Genomic DNA, 15,195 nt, shown 5'->3' on the forward strand with positions numbered 1-15,195 from the left:
CGTGCACGCCGCCTTAGCTCAGTCGGCAGAGCGTCTCACTCGTAATGAGAAGGTCGTGGGTTCGATTCCCACAGGCGGCTCCCTCTCCCTCCGCCCGCGACGTCCAGGCGGGATCCGCGACGTCCAGGTCGCGTCGAACTCGCGTCGCTACCCTGTTGCGGATGACCGACACCCCTCCTCCCCGCCGTCGCCGCACTCTCGTGGTCGCCGCGGTGCTCGCGGTCGCCGTGCTCGGTGGCGGCGCCTTCGGCGTCGGGACGGCTCTCGGCAGCGCCGCGGAGCCGGGGGCGCTGCCCGTCGTCTCGACCCCGACCGCCGGCACGACTCCCGCTCCGACGCAGACGGCGACGGCACGGCCCACCGCCGAAGCGGCGGCCGAGGCGCTCCGCACCTGCTCGGTGGCGGAGCTCGCTGCCGACCCGCGTCTGGGCTCGATGCAGGCTCGTGTGGTCGACGCCGCGACGGGCGAGGTCCTGTTCGACCGCGGGGGCGGGACCGCGTCGCGCACCGCCTCCGCCCTCAAGATCCTGACGGCCGCGTCGGCGCTCGCGGTCCTCGGCCCGGAGACGCGCATCGCCACGACCGTGGTCCGGGGGAGCGAGCCCGGGAGCGTCGTCCTCGTCGGCGGGGGAGATCTCACCCTGACCCGGCTCCCGACCGGCCAGGAGTCGACCTACTCCGGAGCGGCGCACCTCGACGACCTCGCAGCGCAGGTCGAGAGCGCCTGGGAGGCGGACCCCTCGACCGCGGGGACGCCGATCACGTCGCTGGTGCTCGACTCCTCCCTCTACTCGGGCGAGACCTGGCAGCCGAGCTGGAACCGCAAGGAGCAGGTCGACGGCTACATGCCCGAGATCACGGCGCTCCAGGTGGACGGCGATCGCGAGGACCCTGCGGCCTCGACCTCCGAGCGCGGCACGGATCCGGTCGGCCGGGCCGGAGAGGCGTTCGCCGACGAGCTGGACGCCTCGCCCGTGGTCTCCACCGGGACCGCTCCCGCGGGCGCCGCGGTTCTCGGCACGGTGGAGTCGGCCCCGGTCGGCACCCTTGTGCAGCAGATGCTGCTCGTCTCCGACAACGCGATCGCCGAGATGCTCGCGCGGCTCGTGGCGATCCGCACCGGCGCGGGCAGTGACTTCGGTGCCGAGCAGGCCGGTGTGCTGCAGGGGCTCGCCGGCTACGGCGTCGACACGTCCGGGATCGCGATCGTCGACGGCTCCGGCCTGAGCGACGACAACGCGGTCGCGCCGGCGTACTTCACCGAGCTGCTCCGGAAGGTCCGGGCCCGCGAGGGGCAGCTCGGGATCCTCCTCGACGGCCTGCCGGTGTCGGGCCGGACAGGGTCGCTCTCCTACTCCGACCGGTTCGCCGGCGACAACGCCGCGGCCGACGGTGCGGTGCGCGCGAAGACGGGCTGGATCGACACCGGCTACACCCTGGCCGGCGTGGTCACCGCGGCGGACGGCACCGACCTGACGTTCGCGGTCTACGCTCTCGGCGACGTCTCCGACTCGGCGAAGACCGCGATCGACACCCTGGTGACGGGCGTCTACCGCTGCGGGTCCTCGCTCTCCGACTCCTGATCCGGGCGGGCCGACCGCCCGCTCCTCCTCCCTCCTCGACCCGGAAGGCCCACGATGACCACCGCACTCCTGATCGTCGACGTGCAGAACGACTTCACCGAGGGCGGCGCGCTCGCCGTCACGGGCGGCGCGGCGGTCGCCCAGGGCATCACCGCGCATCTGGCGGCGCACCCCGACCGCTACTCCGCGGTGCTGGCCTCCCGCGACTGGCACGAGGGCGACTCCGACAACGGCGGCCACTTCGCGGCGGAGCCGGACTTCGTCGACAGCTGGCCCGTCCACTGCGTCGCGGGCACGGACGGCGCGCGGTTCCACCCGGCACTGGACACCGCTCGGATCGACGTCCAGATCCTCAAGGGGCAGGGCCGCCCCTCCTACTCGGCCTTCGAGGGCACGACGGAGGCGGGCGAGGAGCTCGGCGTCGTGCTCGCGGAGCGGGGCGTCACCGCGCTCGACGTCGTGGGGCTCGCGACCGACCACTGCGTGCGCGCCTCGGCGCTCGACGCGCGACGGGCGGGGCTCGAGGTCCGCGTGCTCGAGGACCTGATCGCGGGCGTCTCCGAGGAGGCGAGTGCCGCGGCGCTGCGCGAGCTGACGGACGCGGGAGTCCGCGTCGAGCGGTCCGCCTGAGCGCTCGTCCCTCCCCAGGGCTCACGGCGGTGCAGGTCCTCCCGGCTCCCGGCGACCCCGCCCCCGGAACGATCGCTCGTCCTACACTGGGAGGACGAGAAGCTCCTCCTGGCGCGGTCTGCGCGCTCCGATCCGAAGAAGTGGTTCCCTCCTGTGACTGATTCCGTCGCGTCCCGCGCCGCCGAGACCGCTCTGCTCGCCCGCATCCCCACGCAGCTGCTGATCGGCGGTGAGTGGGTGGACGCCTCCGGCGGCGGCTCGATCGACGTCGAGGACCCGGCCACCGGAGCGGTCCTGGTCTCGATCGCCGACGCGACTCCGGAGGACGGGGTCCGGGCGCTCGACGCCGCCGTGGCCGCCGGTGCGTCGTGGGCCGCGACGGCGCCGCGGAAGCGGGGCGAGATCCTCCGGCGGGCGTTCGACCTCCTGCAGGAGCGCACCGAGGAGTTCGCGCTCCTGATGGCGCTCGAGATGGGCAAGCCCGTCGCGGAGGCGAGGGGCGAGGTCGTCTACGGCGGCGAGTTCCTCCGCTGGTTCAGCGAGGAGGCGGTGCGCATCAGCGGACGCTACGGAGTCTCGCCCGAGGGCAGCGGCCGGATGATCGTCTCGCAGCACCCGGTGGGCCCCTGCTACCTGATCACCCCGTGGAACTTCCCGCTCGCGATGGCGACGCGGAAGATCGCTCCGGCGCTGGCGGCGGGATGCACCGTCGTCGTGAAGCCGGCCGAGCTCACTCCGCTCACGACGCTCGCCTTCGCGGCACTGCTGGCCGAGGCGGGGCTCCCCGACGGCGTGCTCAACGTGGTCACCACGTCCTCGGCGGGGGCCGTGTCGGCTCCGATCCTGTCGGATCCGCGCCTGCGGAAGGTCTCCTTCACGGGCTCCACGCCGGTGGGGCGCACCCTGCTGCAGCAGGCCTCCGAGAACGTGCTGCGGACCTCGATGGAGCTGGGCGGCAACGCGCCCTTCGTCGTGTTCGAGGACGCCGACCTCGATCGGGCGGTCGAGGGCGCGATGCTCGCGAAGTTCCGCAACATCGGCCAGGCCTGCACGGCCGCCAACCGCTTCTTCGTGCACGAGTCGATCGCCGAGGAGTTCGCCGCGCGGATCGTGGAGCGCGTGCGCGCACTGCGCGTCGGCCGCGGCACCGAGGACGGGGTGACCATCGGCCCCCTGATCGACGAGCGCGCGGTCGAGAAGGCGTCCGCCCTGGTGGAGGACGCCGTCTCGCGCGGCGCGCGCCTGCTCGCCGGCGGCGAGCGGATCGAGGGGGCCGGCCACTTCTACCGGCCGTCCGTGCTCGCGGGGGTCGACCGGGAGAGCGAGATCCTCCGCACGGAGATCTTCGGCCCTGTCCTCGCGATCGTGCCGTTCACGGACGAGGACGACGCCGTCGCGCTCGCCAACGACACCGAGTACGGACTGGTGTCCTACGTCTTCACGCGCGACCTCGCCCGCGGTCAGCGGATGATCGAGCGGCTCGCCACCGGGATGATGGGGCTCAACGTCGGCGTCGTGTCGAACGCGGCGGCGCCCTTCGGCGGGGTGAAGCAGTCGGGCCTCGGCCGCGAGGGCGGGCTCGAGGGGATCCACGAGTACCTCAGCACCAAGTACACGCTCACCCCCGACCCCTTCGCCTGACCCGGTGGAGCGGATCGAGGTCACCGCGCTCGACGATCCGCGGCTGCGCGACTACGCGCACGCCACGGACGTCGCGCTGAAGAACGCCCGCGGCCCGCACGGCCTGTACATCGCGGAATCGGCGCTCGTGCTCGAGCGCGCGATCGCCGCCGGGCACCGGCCGCGCTCGGTCCTCGCGCTCGGCGGGTCGGCCGCCGAGGCCGAGCGCCTGGTCGGCCGCTTCGACGTCCCCGTCTTCACGGGCCCGGGCGAGCTCCTGGCCGAGCTCACCGGGTACACCCTGCACCGCGGCCTGATCGCGGCGATGGACCGGCCCGCGCTGCCCGACCCGGCGGGTCTGCTCGCGGGATCCCGCCGCATCGTCGTGCTCGAGGACGTGGTCGACCCGACGAACGTCGGCGCGATCTTCCGCTCCGTCGGGGCGATCGGTGCGGATGCGGTGCTGGTGACGCCGCGCTGCTCCGATCCGTACTACCGCCGCGCCATCCGCGTGAGCATGGGGACGGTCCTGCAGGTGCCCTGGACGCGCGCCGGCGACTGGGCGTCGACGCAGCGGCTCCTGCACGGGGCGGGCTTCACGATCGCGGCGATGGCGCTGACGCCGGAGGCGGTGCCTCTGCGGGACTTCGCCGCCCGCGCTCCGGAGCGCGTCGCCCTCGTGCTCGGCACCGAGGGGCAGGGTCTCACCGCCGAAGCCCTCGCCGCCGCCGACGTCGCCGTCCAGATCCCGATGCGGCACGGGATCGACTCGCTCAACGTCGCTGCGGCGTCGGCGGTCGCGATGTGGGCGCTCGCCGAGCCCTCCTGAGAGGCGTGCCTGTGCCCCGTTGGGGGTGCCACGGAACGTGAGAGCGCGCCCAGCGCTCCTGTGAGGCGGCGACTGCGCTACCGTGGCCGCACTCCCGCCCGCAGCCGTCACGAACGAGGTCGTCCATGCTTCTGCGCACGACGCTCCGCCCGCCCGTCGCGCTGCTCATCGGCGCCGCGCTCGCGCTGAGCATCACCGCCTGCTCCGGTCCCGCCGCGGACGTGCCGGACGGGTCCGTGCGCGACTCGGGCTCCGTCGCGACCGCTGCCCCGGCGCCCACCGCCACAGCCGATGCCGAGAGCGGCGCGCGCATGACCCGCCTGATCAGCGACTGCCTCGCCCGCTACGGCCTGAGCGACCGGCCGCCTCTCGCGAGCCCGCTCGCGGAGGAGGACGTCCGCGCGGCGGCGCAGCGCGCCCGGGACGCCTACGACGCCACCCTGACCGACTGCTCGGCGCAGGCGCTCGCGTCCGGGGGGCCGAGCAGTGATCCGACGAGGGAGCCCGGCGGCGAGCCGACCGACGAGTCCGACGCCGACTCGACCCCCGCTCCGGCGGGCTGACCGTGCGACTCGAGGGGACGTCCGCGCTGATCGCGGGGGGAGCGTCCGGACTGGGAGCCGCGACGGCGACGGCCCTCGACGCCGCAGGAGCGCGAGTGGTCGTGCTCGATCTTCCGCACGCGGTGGAGGCCGCGCAGCTGCCCGCCTCCGTGCAGCTGATCGCCGGGGACGTTCTCGATCCGGACGCCGTCTCGCGCGCCGTGGAGGCCGCGGGGGAGCTCCGCATCGCCGTGAGCTGTGCGGGCGTCGCGACACCGGGGCGGCTGCTCGGCCGCGACGGGCCGCTGCCGCTCGAGCAGTTCGAGCGGGTGCTGCGCATCAACACGACCGGGACGCTCAACGTGCTGCGCCTCGCCGCGGCGTCGATCGCCGAGCGCGAGCCGATCGACGGGGAGCGCGGAGTCCTGGTGACGACCTCCTCCGTCGCCGCCTTCGAGGGGCAGATCGGGCAGGCGGCCTACGCCGCGTCGAAGGGAGCCGTCGCGGCGATGACCCTGCCGCTCGCGCGCGAGCTGGCGGCCCGGCTCGTGCGCGTGGTCTCGATCGCACCCGGCACCTTCGACACGCCTCTGCTCGCCGGGCTGCCGGAGAAGACCCGCGAGGCGCTCGGCTCGGCGACGCCGCATCCGGCCCGCCTCGGACGCCCCGAGGAGTTCGCGGCCCTGGTGCGGCACATCGTCGAGAACCCCATGATCAACGGCGAGACCATCCGGCTCGACGGCGCCCTGCGGCTGCCGCCGCGCTGAGGGACGAGCGGGCTCGGGCGGTCGTTCACGACCCGCGGAGGTCCCGACTCGCGACTTCACGGCTACTCGACCGGCATGAGACGGCGGGGGTCTCGATACGCCGCAGCGGTGTCCGTCAGACGAGCAGCTGGTGCTTCGCGAGATCCCGGTACAGCGGAGTCGACTCGACGAGCTCGGAGTGGGTGCCGACTCCCACGACCTCGCCCTTCTGCAGGACGACGATGCGGTCGGAGTCGACCACCGTCGACAGGCGGTGCGCGATGACCAGCAGGGTCCGGTTCTCGGCGACCGCGTCGATCGCCAGGCGCAGGCGCTGCTCGTTGAGTCCGTCGAGGCTCGACGTGGACTCGTCCAGCAGCAGGATCGGCGGTGCCGCCAGGAGCGCGCGGCCGATCGCGAGACGCTGACGCTCGCCACCGGAGAGCATCACTCCGCTCTCGCCCACCGGCGCATGCAGGCCGAGCGGGTTGCGCTCGAGCACGTCGGTCAGATTCACCGCCTCGAGCACCCGGAGGCAGTCGGCGTCGTCGGCGTCGGGGCGGCCGAGGACGAGGTTCTCGCGGAGGGTGCCGGCAAGGACGGGGGCGTCCTGCTCGACGTAGCCGATCTGGGCGCGGAGCGCGTCGCGGTCGATGGCCGTGATGTCGACGCCGCCGAGTCGGACGACGCCGGCCTCCGGGTCGTAGAACCGCTCGATGAGGGCGAGGATCGTGCTCTTGCCCGCTCCCGACGGTCCGACCAGGGCGGTGCGCTTGCCGCGCGGCACGGTGAAGGAGACGCCGCGCAGGACGGTGCGATCGCGCTCCTCCGCCACTGCCGCGGCGTCGGGCCCGGCGCCCTCCTCGTAGGAGAACACCACGTCCTCGAAGGAGATGGCCTCCTCCGCCACGCCGGCGCCGAGGCCGCCCGCGGAGGCGTCGCCGTCGCCCTCGATCGGCAGGTCGATGATCTCCTGGATGCGGCCGAGAGCGCCCAGCGCCGAATTCACCGAGGTGATGGCGCCGATGAAGTTGCCGAGCGGCATCACCATCATGAAGAGGAAGAGGATGAACGAGACCAGCTGGGCGATGTCGATCGCGCCGGACGCGACGCGGTAGCCGCCGACGCCGAGGACGGCGAGGAAGGCGACCTGCATCGCGATCCCGGCCACCGGCACCACGAGGGCCGAGACGTGCGCGACGCGGATGCCGAGGCGGTACGCCTCCGTCGCGTGCTGGTCGACGACCGCGATCTCGCGATCGGTGGCTCCGGCCGCACGGATCGTCCGGACGGCGCTGATGGCGCGCTCGACGGCCGCGGCCAGATCGCCGACCTTCTCCTGCGCCATGCGGCTGGCGGTGCGGATGCCCCGGCCGAGGGTCAGCGCGAGCCCCAGGGCCACCGCGACCACGGCCACGATGATCAGCAGCAGCACCCAGTCGATGACGGCCATCGCGATGATCGCGCCGACGAAGACGAGGGAGCCCGCGATCGAGTCGACGAGCCCCTGGGTCAGCACGGCGCGCAGGAGGGTGGAGTCGGAGCCGACGCGGGAGACGAGGTCGCCGGTGCGGCGCGCGTCGAACTCCCGGATCGGGAGGCGCAGCAGCCGCGCGACCAGGCGGCGGCGGCTCGAGAGCACGATCCCCTCGCCGGTGCGCTGGAGCAGGTAGTGCGCGAAGCCCGAGATGAGCCCGGAGGCCACGACCAGGCCGACGAGGGCCCACACCAGCGGGCCGAGATCGAGACCGGACTGGACCCGGGTGATGACCTGCCCGACGAGCAGGGGCTGGCCGAGGCTCGCCGCCGCTCCGAACAGGCTGAGGACCACGACGACCGAGAGGATGCCGCGGTGCTCGAGCAGGTAGGGCACGAGCTGCGAGAAGGAGGCGCGGGGTCCGTCGTCGCGGGAGGGTCGTCGTCCGCCGCGCCGGGAGGTGGTGGTGCTCATCAGCGTCCATTCTGCCCCGTCCTCGCTGCGAGCAGGCCGCCAGCGGGCGGCCCCGGTGCTCAGGGAGGGAGCGGAGGCGCGGACGGCCCGCCGGGGGATCCCGACGGGCCGTCCTCTGCAGGGAGTCCTACGAGACGTTGTCGTGGTACGACGCGTTCTTCGTCTCCTTCGAGAGCAGGAGCGCGATCAGCGTCAGCACGGCCGCGGCGCTGAGGTACAGGCCGACCAGCACGGTGCTGCCGCCCGCCGCCCTCCACAGCGCGACCGCGATGATCGGCGCGAGCGCCGCTCCGAGGATCGACGCGAGGTTGTAGGCCATCGCCGAGCCGGTGTAGCGGACGTTGGTCGGGAACAGCTCGGGGAGGACGGCGCCCATCGGGCCGAAGGTCAGGCCCATCAGCGTGAAGCCGAGGATCAGCACCGCCATGACGCCCGCGAAGCCGGCGCTGAACAGCGGCACGAAGAGCAGGCCGAACACGAGGATCGCCGCGGTCACCACGAGCAGCGTGCGCCGGCGGCCGAAGCGCTCCGCGAGCGGGCCGGAGACGAGGGTGAAGATCCCGAAGAACACGACGCCGACGATCAGCATGACGAGGAAGTCGTTGCGCGTGTAGCCGAGGCCCGGGACGGCGCCGTCGACGGGCGACGTGCCGTAGGTGAGCGTGAACGTGGTCATCAGGTAGAAGAGCACGTAGGTCGCCAGCATGATGAAGGTGCCCAGGATGAGCGGGCGCCAGCTGGTGACGAAGACGCGGGCGAGGGGCAGCTTGACGACCTCGCCCTTCTCGACGACCTTCTGGAACGCGGGCGTCTCGACGAGCTTGAACCGCACGTAGAGGCCGATGATCACGAGCACGGCGCTCGCGAGGAACGGCACGCGCCAGCCCCAGGCGGCGAACGTCTCGTCGCTCATCGTGCTCGCCAGCACCAGGAACAGGACGTTGGCGACGATGAAGCCGATCGGCGCGCCCAGCTGCGGGAAGGTGCCGTAGATGGCGCGCTTGCCGGCCGGCGCGTTCTCGGTCGCGAGCAGCGCGGCTCCGGACCACTCGCCGCCGAGGCCGAGACCCTGGCAGAAGCGCATCACGACGAGCAGGAACGGAGCGAGGAACTCCCAGCCGGGCGTGAGCGCGGTGGGCAGGCAGCCGATCAGGAAGGTCGCGACGCCCATCGTGAGCAGCGACGCGACGAGAGTGCCCTTGCGGCCGACGCGGTCGCCGAAGTGGCCGAAGATGATCGACCCGATCGGGCGCGCGATGAACGCGACGCCGAAGACGGCGAAGGAGGCGAGGAGGGCCGTGGCCGGATCCTCGTTGACGAAGAAGAGCGACGGGAAGACCAGGACCGCGGCGGTCGCGTAGGCGTAGAAGTCGTAGAACTCGATCGACGTGCCGATGAGGCTGGCGAGGATGACGCGGCCGCGGGAGTTCTGCGGGGCGGCTGCTGGCGCGTCGGAGACGGCGGGAGAAGACATGAGGGAGGGGCTCCGTGTGGACGGCGGCTCCCCCCGAGCCGGCGGGGCGGGCGTCGATCGGGCGTCGCGGGCCGCTGGGGCGAGGGGGAGGAGAGAGGCGTCGCTCGTGACGACCCGTCCACTTTACTCCGTGTTCTCCCAGGTTCGTGTGCGGGCGGCCCCAGGACGGGGGCCGCCCGCAGTGGTTCAGCTGCGCAGGGAGCGGAGGAGCAGAGCGGTCGAGACCGCCGCCTCGGCCGCCTCGCGCCCCTTGTCCTCCTTCGAGCCGGGAAGACCCGCGCGGTCGATGCCCTGCTGCTCGGTGTCGAGGGTGAGTACGCCGAAGCCGACCGGCTTGCCGGTCAGGATCGAGACGGTGGTGAGCCCGGAGGTGGCGGCGTCCGAGACGTACTCGAAGTGCGGGGTGCCGCCGCGGATGATCACGCCGAGGGCGACGACCGCGTCCGCCCCCGCCTCCAGGGCCGCCTTCGAGGCGACGGGCAGCTCGAACGAGCCGGGCACGCGCACGAGGGACCAGGACGCTCCGGCCTCGTCGAGGGCTCGGCTCGCTCCGGCGATCAGGCCGTCGCTGATCTGCTCGTGCCAGGTCCCCGCGATGACGACGACGCGCAGTCCCGTGCCGTCGAGAGGGGAGGTGGTGGGGGCGCCGCTACCGGCCATTGCTACTCCTTCGTGGTGGCGCCGGCGATCCCGGCGTCGAGGGCGAGGCCGGAGATCCCGGCATCGAGGGGGTCGTGGTCGAGGACGCTGTCGAAAGCGTGGCCCATGCGGTCGCGCTTGGTCTCGAGGTAGCCCTCGTTGAAGGCGCCGACGCCGACCACGAGCGGCACGCGCTCCGCGACGACGATGCCGCGATCGGTGAGCTGGCGGACCTTCTCGGGGTTGTTGGTGAGCAGGCGCACCTCGGTGAGGCCGAGGTCCTCGAGGATGCCGACGGCCGCTCCGTAGTCGCGCGCATCGGCGGGGAGTCCGAGCGCGAGGTTGGCGTCGAGGGTGTCGAGGCCGTCCTCCTGCAGGCGGTAGGCGCGCAGCTTGTTGACCAGGCCGATGCCCCGTCCCTCGTGTCCGCGGAGGTAGACGACGACGCCTCCGTCGCGCTGGATCGTGTCGAGCGCGGCGTCGAGCTGGGGTCCGCACTCGCACTTCAGCGAGCCGAACGCCTCTCCGGTCAGGCACTCGGAGTGCACGCGCACCAGGGCGGGCCGCCCCGCGGCGACCTCTCCCGCGAGGATCGCGACGTGATCCGCTCCGGTCTGCCGATCGCGGTAGGCGCGGATCCGGAACGGGCCGTGCGTGGTCGGCACCGTGGTCTCGACCTCGAAGCTCACCCGCGCGCTCTCCGGGACCGCGACGGCCACGGGCACCTCGGTGTCGCAGTGGAACTCCTGCAGGTACGCGATGAGGGCCGCGACCGTGGTGACCGGCACGCCCTCGCGCTCGCCGAGGGCGATCAGCCCCGGCAGCCGCATCATCTCCCCGTCCTCGGCGACGATCTCGGAGATCGCGCCCACAGGGTAGAGGCCGGCGAGCTTCATCAGGTCGACCGCCGCCTCCGTGTGCCCGTCGCGCTCGCGCACGCCGCCGTCGACCGCGCGCAGCGGAAGGATGTGGCCGGGCCGGTGCAGCCTCGCGGGGGTCGCCTCGGGGTCGGCCAGCACGCGGAGGGTGTGCGCACGGTCGGAGGCGCTGATGCCGGTGGAGAGGCGGTCGGCCGCGTCGACCGAGAGCGTGTAGGCCGTTCCGCGCGGGTCCTCGTTCTCGACGACCATCAGCGGCAGGGCGAGCCGGTCGGCGATCTCGTTGGTCATCGGAGCGCAGATGAAGCCGGAGGAGTGGCGGACCATCCAGGCGATCGTCTCCTGGCTGGCGAGCTGGGCCGAGACGATGACGTCGCCCTCGTTCTCGCGGCCCTCGTCGTCCGCGACGATGATCGGGCGCCCGGCGCGCAGGGCCTCGACGGCCTCGGGGATGGTCGCGAGGCTCATGAGCGGGCCTCCGCGATCGAGCGCAGCGCGAGCATCCGCTCGACGTGGCGGGCCAGGACGTCGGTCTCGATGTTGACCTGATCGCCGATCGCGCGCGCGCCCAGTGTGGTGACGGCGAGCGTCTCGGGGATCAGCGAGACCTCGAACCACTGCTCCGGCTCGGCGGCGGGGCTGATCGCCGAGACGGTCAGCGAGACGCCGTCCACCGCGATCGAGCCCTTGTCGACGACGAGCGGAGCGATGCCGGTCGGCAGCGAGAACCGCAGCACCCGCCAGGCCTCGCCCGGGGCGATGGAGAGGAGGGTCGCCGTGCCGTCGATGTGACCCTGGACGATGTGGCCGCCGAGCCGGTCGCCGACCAGCGCGGCGCGCTCGAGGTTGACGGGGTCGCCGACGCTCACGCCGTCGAGGGTCGACATCCGCAGGGTCTGCGCCATGACGTCGGCGGTGAACCCGTCGTCGGTGTGCTCGACGACGGTGAGGCAGACGCCCGAGACCGCGATCGAGTCGCCGTGCCGCACGCCTTCGACGGCGAGGGGACCGCGGATGCTGAGGCGGATCGCGTCGGCGCCCGCCTCGACGGCCGTCACGACGCCCTTCTCCTCGATGATTCCGGTGAACATCAGTGGGTCTCCATCTGCAGGGCGTGGGGGAGGCGGGCCGGAGTGCCGGCACCGCCCGCGGGGAGGACGTCGGGGCGCGCGGTCACGAGGAGGTCGTCGCCGAGGATCTCGACCGAGCGGAGGGAGAGTCGCCGGGCCTCGCCGATGCTCTCCACGCCGAGGTCGCCGAGCGCGAGGCGGGGGCCGCCGAGGAGTGCGGGCGCGAGGAACACGAGGTACTCGTCGACCAGCCCGGCGGCGACGAGCGCGGAGGCGAGGGTCGGCCCGGCCTCGACGTAGACGCTGCGGATCTCGGCGGAGTAGAGGTGCGCGAGGACCGCGGCGAGGTCGTGCGTGCGCTCGACCATCACGGCGCGGGGGTGCTCGTGGAGGCGGGCGCCGGACGGCACGGAGCGGGTGCCGACGACGACGGGCACCGGCTGGTGGGCGAGGAGCTCGCCTCCGTCGCCGCGGGCGGTGAGGGCGGGGTCGTCGGCCAGGACGGTGCCGGTGCCGACGAGGATCGCGTCGTGCGCGGCGCGCTGCTCGTGCACGCGCTGGCGGGCCGCCGCTCCGGTGATCCAGCGGCTGCTGCCGTCCGCCGCCGCGGTGCGGCCGTCGAGGGTCGAGGCCCACTTGAGCGTGACGAAGGGGCGGTGCAGGCGGGTCGCGGTGAGCCACGGGTGGAGGAACTGCTCGCCCTCCTCGGCGAGCACGCCCTCGATCACCTCGACGCCGGCCTCGCGGAGGGTGCGACCGCCGCCGGCCGAGCGCTCGCCCGGATCGGGCACGGCGTAGACGACGCGCGAGACGCCTGCCTCGATCAGGGCGCGGCTGCAGGGACCCGTGCGCCCGGTGTGGTCGCACGGCTCGAGGGAGACGACGGCCGTGGCGCCCTCGGCGGCGCCCGGTGCGACGTGCGAGAGCGCGTCGACCTCGGCGTGCGCGGTGCCGGCTCCGTGGTGCCAGCCCTCGCCGAGGACGGTGCCGTCGGGCGCGAGGATCACGCAGCCCACGCGCGGGTTGGGTCCGCGGGCGGGCCCGCGCTCGGCGAGCGCCAGCGCCCGGCGCATCGCGTGCTCGTAGTCGATCGTCATTCCCGGTTCTTCCGTTCGTCGCCGAACTCCGGGGTCTCGAGCGATGTGCGCGGGCACCGTCGCTCAGCATCGCGCGGTGATGCGCGACGCTCGTGCTGCCTCTCCTCCGGACTTTCACCGTCGGTCCTGGAGTTCCACCAGGTCAACCGCCGCCCCTCTCGAGGGGCTGCGGCTCGCGGACTGTGACCGCCGGTTCGGAATTCCCACCGACCCCGGAGCACGTGCTGTCCGGTCAGCCTACCCACCCGCCGCCCGGCGGGAGCCTCCGCGCGTCACACTCCCGGCGCACGGTCGGCTCCGTGCGTCCCGGAGCCCGTCGGCGCGGCGGTCGTCCGTCGTCTCCGCACGGTGGACGGCCGCGCTGCGTCCCCTCCGTCGATCACTCTTCGTTTGCCGTAGATGTCGGTTGCATCCCAAATTGGATAGTCCGATCGTTCGACTCCGGTTGGCGTATACCGGCCGGGCTGGTCAGACACGGAATGTCCTCCACCGGCGACGGAGATTTTCGCCGCTCAATGGCGCAACGAGAATCTCCGTCGATCGAGGCTCCGAGGTCAGCTCTCCCGCTCCTCCGCGCGCATGCGCCTCCTAGCGCGTCGAGCTACCTCCACGGTAAAAGCAGTGAGGACCAGTCCCGTTCCAGGCCCGACGAAGGGCGTGAGAACGGCGCGTGCATCGGTGAACCAGAACAGAAGCAATAGAACCGCTGTACCGCCGAACAGCAGAAGCGCCAATCCTCCAAGGATGGGATTGCGCAATTCTCGGCGCATCGCCCGACTGAGATCGTGATCAGAGGCCATTGAATCTCCTTCGCTGTTCTTCGCGCGCTCTAACAGCGCTGGATGACCGGGTGCAGAGAGCCACCTATAGTGAGGTAGCGTGCGCCGAGGCACTGGCCAGAGTTGTTCGCTTGAACTGCGGCGACGTGGAATACGGCGCCGTAAGCGCCGCACACCGCTCCGAGGGGGGCGAATGCGGCCGTCATTGATCCGCACAGTAATCCTGCCGCTGCTGCGGTAGATTGCGACGCGGTTTTCGTCTCGGTTCTGTTGAGCATGATTGTACAGAATGCGGTGTCACAGGCGAGGCTGGGGTCGGCGACCACGGGATAGGATGCGCCCGTGTGATGCACTCTCTACACCAGCGTGCCGCCGTCGATCGAGAAACTGGTCCTGACAGGAGCGCCGGTGGAATCTGAGGCCCAGGCCGGATTTATGAAGTTGACGGTCCGTCCGTGTGAATCCTTCACCGCAACCGAGTGGTCGATGAACTCGAGGATGGCGGGTTCTCCATCCACGGTCACGTCGAATCTGTAATCAGATGGGGCTGCCTGGTCCTTGATGAGAGCAAAGCCCGCATTGAGAACATGGCCTGCCCCTGTGAACGCGTAATCGTAGGAGTCGCTCATGTTGTAGACGAGCGCGCCTGAAGGCCCGACGCTCGCCGATCGGACAGCGGTTCCTGGAGTGATGCCGACGCTGTGGTTCCTGTATTCGACCGTGAGGCCGGACTTCGTCGAGAGGGAGCCGCTCGGCTCCAGGTGCTCTGATTCGGAGCTTAGTCGAGCGGCGCGTTCACTGGAGGCGGCGATAGGCGTGAGCAAGCCGAAAGATTGCATTGTCGATTCTGCTGTTCGGGTCGCTGTGACGACTCCCGGATCGGCCGTCGCAGGTGTCGCGACCAATGAAGTGAAAGCAAGTACGGTGCCCATGAGCAACGCTCGAACCGATCTTCTGGTGCCTGGCAAGAACATCTCCTTCTTTCAACGTCATCTTTGACACCAGTCACAATTGCAGGGTTATCGCAGATCATCAATGATCGGGCGGGTTCCAGAAGTCCGATGGCGCGTTCGGAGGACCATTCGCCTAATGGTGTCCTTGGCGGGTCGCTCTCGTCGAGTCCCGCGCGACGGAGGGCGCTCGGTTCAGTTCCGGTGCTCGTCCACCCAGCGCGGGAACGGGTCCGCGTACTCCGCCCAGGCGGCCGGGCCGGCCAGCAGCTCCTCGGGGGTGAGCAGGCAGCTCTGCAGGACGGCGGTCAGCCTCCCGGTGTCCAGGCCGGTCCCGAAGAAGGCGAGCTCCTGGCCGAGAGGCGCGTCCTCGTCCCAGCTGAGCAGGCTGGTCGGGTCCAGCGTCA

14 protein-coding genes, 1 tRNA gene, 1 pseudogene and 1 riboswitch are annotated in these 15,195 nt (G+C 72.0%); of the genes and pseudogenes, 7 read left to right on the forward strand and 9 right to left on the reverse strand.

All coding sequences use genetic code 11. The features are described from left to right. The first annotated feature begins 7 nt into the window (after positions 1 to 7). The 7 genes from C5C24_RS12335 (at position 8) to C5C24_RS12365 (ending at position 5,971) form a co-directional block, all read left to right on the forward strand. A tRNA-Thr gene (locus C5C24_RS12335) sits at positions 8 to 80 on the forward strand. An 81-nt stretch (positions 81 to 161) separates the two neighbouring features. Then, on the forward strand, positions 162 to 1,583 hold the full coding sequence (dacB, locus tag C5C24_RS12340) for a D-alanyl-D-alanine carboxypeptidase/D-alanyl-D-alanine-endopeptidase (protein ID WP_146082614.1): 1,422 nt from the start codon (positions 162 to 164) through the stop codon (positions 1,581 to 1,583). 54 nt (positions 1,584 to 1,637) lie between these two features. Further along, entirely contained in the window at positions 1,638 to 2,213 is a 576-nt protein-coding gene (locus tag C5C24_RS12345) for a nicotinamidase (protein WP_104280816.1), read from the forward strand. Between the two features lie 153 nt (positions 2,214 to 2,366). Then, on the forward strand, positions 2,367 to 3,854 hold the full coding sequence (locus C5C24_RS12350; RefSeq protein ID WP_104305094.1) for an NAD-dependent succinate-semialdehyde dehydrogenase: 1,488 nt from the start codon (positions 2,367 to 2,369) through the stop codon (positions 3,852 to 3,854). 4 nt (positions 3,855 to 3,858) lie between these two features. Continuing rightward, positions 3,859 to 4,662: an RNA methyltransferase gene (locus tag C5C24_RS12355; RefSeq protein ID WP_104305095.1), complete on the forward strand. Its 804-nt coding sequence runs from the start codon at positions 3,859 to 3,861 to the stop codon at positions 4,660 to 4,662. A gap of 125 nt (positions 4,663 to 4,787) precedes the next feature. Further along, positions 4,788 to 5,225, forward strand: coding sequence for a hypothetical protein (locus tag C5C24_RS12360; protein WP_104280815.1), 438 nt, complete (start codon positions 4,788 to 4,790; stop codon positions 5,223 to 5,225). A gap of 2 nt (positions 5,226 to 5,227) precedes the next feature. Then, positions 5,228 to 5,971 carry an SDR family NAD(P)-dependent oxidoreductase gene (locus C5C24_RS12365; RefSeq protein ID WP_104276349.1) on the forward strand — a complete coding sequence of 248 codons (744 nt, stop codon included), beginning with the start codon at positions 5,228 to 5,230 and terminating at the stop codon, positions 5,969 to 5,971. 115 nt (positions 5,972 to 6,086) lie between these two features. Here the strand turns inward: C5C24_RS12365 and C5C24_RS12370 are convergent, their stop codons facing one another. The 9 genes and pseudogenes from C5C24_RS12370 to C5C24_RS18010 all read right to left on the reverse strand — a co-directional run. Beyond that, positions 6,087 to 7,901, reverse strand: a complete 1,815-nt coding sequence (locus tag C5C24_RS12370) for an ABC transporter ATP-binding protein (protein ID WP_104280813.1) — start codon at positions 7,899 to 7,901, stop codon at positions 6,087 to 6,089. A gap of 127 nt (positions 7,902 to 8,028) precedes the next feature. After that, entirely contained in the window at positions 8,029 to 9,375 is a 1,347-nt protein-coding gene (locus tag C5C24_RS12375; protein WP_104280812.1) for an MFS transporter, read from the reverse strand. Positions 9,376 to 9,561: 186 nt separating this feature from the next. Next, a complete protein-coding gene (gene ribH / locus C5C24_RS12380; protein ID WP_104305096.1) occupies positions 9,562 to 10,035 on the reverse strand; it encodes a 6,7-dimethyl-8-ribityllumazine synthase in 474 nt (157 codons plus the stop codon). A gap of 2 nt (positions 10,036 to 10,037) precedes the next feature. Next, positions 10,038 to 11,360, reverse strand: coding sequence for a GTP cyclohydrolase II (ribA, locus tag C5C24_RS12385; RefSeq protein WP_104280811.1), 1,323 nt, complete (start codon positions 11,358 to 11,360; stop codon positions 10,038 to 10,040). After that, positions 11,357 to 11,983, reverse strand: coding sequence for a riboflavin synthase (locus tag C5C24_RS12390; RefSeq protein ID WP_104305097.1), 627 nt, complete (start codon positions 11,981 to 11,983; stop codon positions 11,357 to 11,359). Before C5C24_RS12390 ends, ribA begins: the two co-directional genes overlap by 4 nt. Then, complete coding sequence (gene ribD, locus C5C24_RS12395; RefSeq protein WP_258065211.1) at positions 11,983 to 13,059, reverse strand: bifunctional diaminohydroxyphosphoribosylaminopyrimidine deaminase/5-amino-6-(5-phosphoribosylamino)uracil reductase RibD; 1,077 nt, start codon at positions 13,057 to 13,059, stop codon at positions 11,983 to 11,985. Before ribD ends, C5C24_RS12390 begins: the two co-directional genes overlap by 1 nt. Positions 13,060 to 13,149: 90 nt before the next feature. After that, a riboswitch (FMN riboswitch) is annotated at positions 13,150 to 13,282 on the reverse strand. 331 nt (positions 13,283 to 13,613) lie between these two features. Next, positions 13,614 to 13,859: a hypothetical protein gene (locus C5C24_RS17690; protein ID WP_146078468.1), complete on the reverse strand. Its 246-nt coding sequence runs from the start codon at positions 13,857 to 13,859 to the stop codon at positions 13,614 to 13,616. A gap of 335 nt (positions 13,860 to 14,194) precedes the next feature. Further along, on the reverse strand, positions 14,195 to 14,770 hold the full coding sequence (locus C5C24_RS17695) for a hypothetical protein (protein ID WP_146082615.1): 576 nt from the start codon (positions 14,768 to 14,770) through the stop codon (positions 14,195 to 14,197). Between the two features lie 213 nt (positions 14,771 to 14,983). Then, positions 14,984 to 15,195 (reverse strand): annotated as a pseudogene (locus C5C24_RS18010) (cobalamin biosynthesis protein CobW); the annotation flags it as partial.

Source organism: Rathayibacter sp. AY2B3 (assembly GCF_002931755.1).
Taxonomy (GTDB): domain Bacteria; phylum Actinomycetota; class Actinomycetes; order Actinomycetales; family Microbacteriaceae; genus Rathayibacter.